Annotated in this window: 7 protein-coding genes; all 7 read left to right on the top strand. The window is 58.7% G+C overall.

From position 1 onward, the window contains the following. The coding region (locus tag VMU57_RS10655; protein WP_325383217.1) for a hypothetical protein at positions 1-194 on the top strand (194 nt) is incomplete at its 5' end. A 62-nt stretch (positions 195-256) separates the two neighbouring features. Next, positions 257-457, top strand: a complete 201-nt coding sequence (locus VMU57_RS10650; RefSeq protein ID WP_325383215.1) for a hypothetical protein — start codon at positions 257-259, stop codon at positions 455-457. A gap of 194 nt (positions 458-651) precedes the next feature. Beyond that, positions 652-1,182, top strand: coding sequence for a hypothetical protein (locus VMU57_RS10645; protein ID WP_325383213.1), 531 nt, complete (start codon positions 652-654; stop codon positions 1,180-1,182). A 65-nt stretch (positions 1,183-1,247) separates the two neighbouring features. Continuing rightward, positions 1,248-1,460 (top strand): PRTRC system protein C, encoded by a 213-nt coding sequence (locus tag VMU57_RS10640; RefSeq protein WP_325383211.1) that lies wholly within the window; start codon positions 1,248-1,250, stop codon positions 1,458-1,460. A gap of 107 nt (positions 1,461-1,567) precedes the next feature. Then, positions 1,568-2,713 (top strand): hypothetical protein, encoded by a 1,146-nt coding sequence (locus VMU57_RS10635; protein ID WP_325383209.1) that lies wholly within the window; start codon positions 1,568-1,570, stop codon positions 2,711-2,713. Continuing rightward, on the top strand, positions 2,664-3,371 hold the full coding sequence (locus tag VMU57_RS10630) for a PRTRC system protein B (protein ID WP_325383207.1): 708 nt from the start codon (positions 2,664-2,666) through the stop codon (positions 3,369-3,371). The genes VMU57_RS10635 and VMU57_RS10630 overlap by 50 nt, the downstream gene beginning before the upstream one ends. 1 nt (position 3,372) lies before the next feature. Then, positions 3,373-3,996: PRTRC system ThiF family protein (locus tag VMU57_RS10625; protein WP_325383205.1), on the top strand; the 624-nt coding region annotated here is incomplete at its 3' end.

Below are 3,996 nucleotides of genomic sequence, written 5' to 3'. Positions count from 1 at the left end.
AGCCGCCCGCGGTGAAGGTCGAAGAAGATGACAATCCAGTATTTGACCTGTCCGCCGCCGAACCCATCGGTCAATCAGATGAACGGACTGGCATTCACATCGTTGAACCTCCTGCGAGCGTAAAGGTCCGGAAGAAGTCCTCGCCGTGGTCAACGGGATCATCGCCTGCTGTGCAGCTCAGCCTCTTCGGTTGAAGCTGCGCACTGCATTCCATTCCTTCCATTTTCTGATCCTTGAAATCCTTGAGGAGAACTACATGTCAAACGAAGATCGTCGCTCCCAGACGTTTGTTGAGTGGTTGCTGGCATTGCTCGAAGAGAGGTTTCCCTGGCTCGGCAAGGACAATGACGAACCAGTCAGCGGGGCCAATACTGTCGATGAGTTGGCTGAGTTGCATCGAAGCCTGATCGATCAGCGCGATGCGAAGGCTCGTAACGAACAGCGCACAGATCTGTAATCGGCCGTGTGCCGCAGTTGCAATCGAGAGAAACGAGTCAACTTCTTGTTCATGGCTCTTCCCAATGACTGCGAACGGTGCTAGCGTAGCCAATGGGAGAATCGTTCCAGCGATGCCGGCGACAGCCGGTTCGCAATCAAAGGCAAGAAAAAGGGTCGGCGCGAGCTGGCCCTTTTTCTTGGTGGAGACATTCCATGCCGAAAGGACCGTTCCTTCCTTCGGAGTTTGTGCCCACGAAGTTCTCGACGGCGCAAGACAAGGCTGATTTCGGAAATACGTTTCTGCACCTTATCGAATCAGAGTGGGCGCGAACCGCCTTTTCCAAGAGCTTCTACAACCGCCTCTCGATGTGCTTCTCGCATATAGCTCATTACGATGCCGCGGGATTTTATGAAACGTGGTTCACATCGGATGCCGACCGGCTGAGCTTCTTGCGACACACGCTCGCCTGGCCGTGCTGGGGCGATCCGGAGTACACCTTTTGCGATGTCGAACGCGCCATCCAGCAAGAGATTCGCAAGCGCAACTATCTTGCTCGTTATGAACTGCGAGCCGCCGAGGCCGTGCGCTCCCGTGAAATGGAGACGCTCAAGCGTCTTGAGACGAAGTATCGAACGGTCGCCAGCCGTCAGCTGGACGAAGGACCGGATTGCTCGGCCCCTTCATCCCCTGCTCCAGAGGTCGCACAGAGCACCAGGTTGCCCGTGCAAGCCAGCCTCTTCTGAAGGCAGCAGGCTACCACTCTTTGCCCGAAATCAAACCATGACGATCCACAAGGAGAAACAGACCAATGGCCAGTCTCAAAGCAGAAGTTCTGTTGCGTGAATTCAATTACAACGGCGTTCGCATTCCAGATCCGGCGCCGCAGATGAGCGTCGAGCAGGTTCGCGACCTGCTCACGCCTACCTATCCAGAGATCGCGACCGCAACCCTCACCGGTCCGGAAGATACCGGGACTACGCTGCGCTACACCTTCAGCCGTGCCATCGGGTCGAAGGGGTGAGCCGTGCACACCTCCACAATATCGAAAGAAGAACTGGTGGAGTTGTTCCTCAAGAAGGCCGCGGAACCGCCTCCGGAAGCCAATCTCATTCTGGCGAGCCATCTCCAATGCAGAGAATCCCGCGATCTCGCACAAGCCGTCGCAGAGGCAATCCGGCAGTATGTAGCTCCGGGGAGCTGCCGGCTTCCAACCCCATCGGAGCTGCTTCCACCTCTGGGATAACGACACTCGCTCCAGACTTTGGCCAGGCATTGCCGTCGCTCGCCGATGTTCGCGCCGAGTATAGCCACGAGGTCAACGCTGAACTCATCTATGAACTCTGCGCTGCCCTGGTGCGCGAAAGATTGGGAACTGCGGAGACCTGGAAGACATCTGGCGGCAATGCGCTTGCATTTGCCCAGTACGCCATGATGCATGGCATTGGCGCGGGGCGCGGTGATCTGATTCAGCGCAACGTCGAGTACCACCTTGAAGTGAGCGATCAACTCGGCCGCGCGGGAAGCGATGCGGAGCTCGAAAGTGGGCAACTCGTTGTAACCGTCGAGTGTGGTGGATCAGGCTATTTCAAGATTGGCCCGGCAATCGATGCGCTGGAGACGGAGGCGGAGGGATTGGGTGCGGCGTTTTATTGGGCGCTGACCTTGGCACTTTATCGCGTGATGCGGATCTACAACCATGACGATGCGCTCATGTACGAGGAGCGGATTCGGGATTATGCTGCCGAAGACGAAGAAGAGAACCGCGGCCAGTATGAGTTTCCTGAGGTCGAAAAGGCGTTGCCGGAGTGCATCCAGAAAACACTGAAGCGCGAATGCCCTGATTGGAAGATGCGCGACCGCGATCTGCTGCGCAGGTTTCGCAATGGCAAATTCAGTTCGTGGTTCGAGAGATTGCGGCGCATTCAGCGACTCTCGCGGCTTCCCCTCAAGCAGTCGCGTGACTACCTCGAACTTGGTTACTACGACGAGCCTCCACTGCCGTCCTTGCTTGTCACCTTCAAAGAGCACGACGCCATTACCGCCTGTTTCGACGAAGAAGGTCAATACATGATGGAAGGCACTGCCGAGCCGACCGTGTGTGTCGTCTTCTCGCCGCAGAATGCGGATGAAGTTCGGCACGCATTGCGGATCGTGGATCGCTTTGTCGCACTAAATTTCGAACTCTTTCAGTTGGTCGAGGATGTTCAAGGATGGGAGAAACGCCATGCAGGTGCATGTGTCGATCGGGGAGAACCATCGCTTCGAGCTGCGTGAGGCGCTTCTGGTCTACCGCGACAACCAGGGCAGCTTCATCACTCGGCACGACGTGACCGCCCGCAAGGACGCGCCACCCACCCTCGGTCCGGCGCAACCTCTCACTGTGGCATTCATTGAGTCCCTGATGCGCTCCCTCAGCGGCAGCGTGCAGGCCGAGGTGCTGCCAGCGAACATTCTTGCCAAGGCTGATCGCATGGTCGTCTGGTGGACTCCGGCGAAACGTCGGCAGATGTTCTATGAGAACTCCGAAGGCAGGGCGGCGGCGCTGAACGGCCGCATCTTCCCTCAGCCTCCTCTGGTGTGGAAGGTATCGAATGGAGAACTCATCATTCGGGCGATCACCGAGAATAAGCGGCCAGATTGCTCAACAAGACTCGCCGTCGCGCCCTTCTGGAATCTCTCGGATGACGGGCATGTCTGCACGGGCACGATGCGCCGCCCGGACTCGGCGTCGGTGGCGGCAATTCCAGCCTGGGAACGTGGCTTCTACGAGAGCGCCTTCACGCATGCCAATGTTGGGCGTCTGACGCGCCACGAAGGCGGATTCGATGGGCTGTGGAGCGGCCTTGCCGGAAAGCGCAGTCGCTTTCCACTCGAAACTCTCATCGTTCTGCCGCAGACGCTAGCGCAGTTCGTGCGCGGAGAGAGGGGCTGATATGCGCATTGAGCACACGCTTCCAAGTGATCTGTTGGGCCAGAAACCGGTGCGTGTCCTGGTTGTTGGCGCGGGCGGAACCGGCAGCACCATCGCCATGGGCCTGCCATATCTCGACCAGGCGATGAGGGTATGGGGCCGGTCATCGGGGCTCGAAGTGGTCATGATGGACGCCGACACGGTCTCGGAGACGAACTGTGTGCGCCAGCCATTCTCGACCTCCGACATTGGGCAGAACAAGGCGACCGTCCTGATCAATCGCATCAACCTGTTCTGGGGAACGCGGTGGCGGGCCGAGCCAGCATACTTCGGTGAGCGGACATTGGACCGGGTCAACGACACGTCCCTCGATCTATTGATCGGCTGCGTGGACACGCGCGCGGCGCGAAACATCATCGCGCGGGCGTTGACAAAGGCCAGGAACCGCACAGCATATTGGCTCGATCTCGGCAACAATGCCGCCAGCGGCCAGTTCGTACTCGGGCAGCCATTGAACGCGCGCAACCGACGGAAAGCCGGCCGGCTGCGCACGGTCAGCGAGTTGTATCCGGAGATCATCGACGCCGAGGCCGGTGAGGACCCGCTGCCCAGCTGTTCCGCCGTCGAGGCGCTGGACCGCCAGGAG

Source organism: Edaphobacter sp. (genome assembly GCF_035532915.1).
Lineage (GTDB): Bacteria > Acidobacteriota > Terriglobia > Terriglobales > Acidobacteriaceae > Edaphobacter.
Note: the sequence above shows the minus strand (reverse complement) of the source record. Positions and strands in the feature narration are given on the sequence as shown.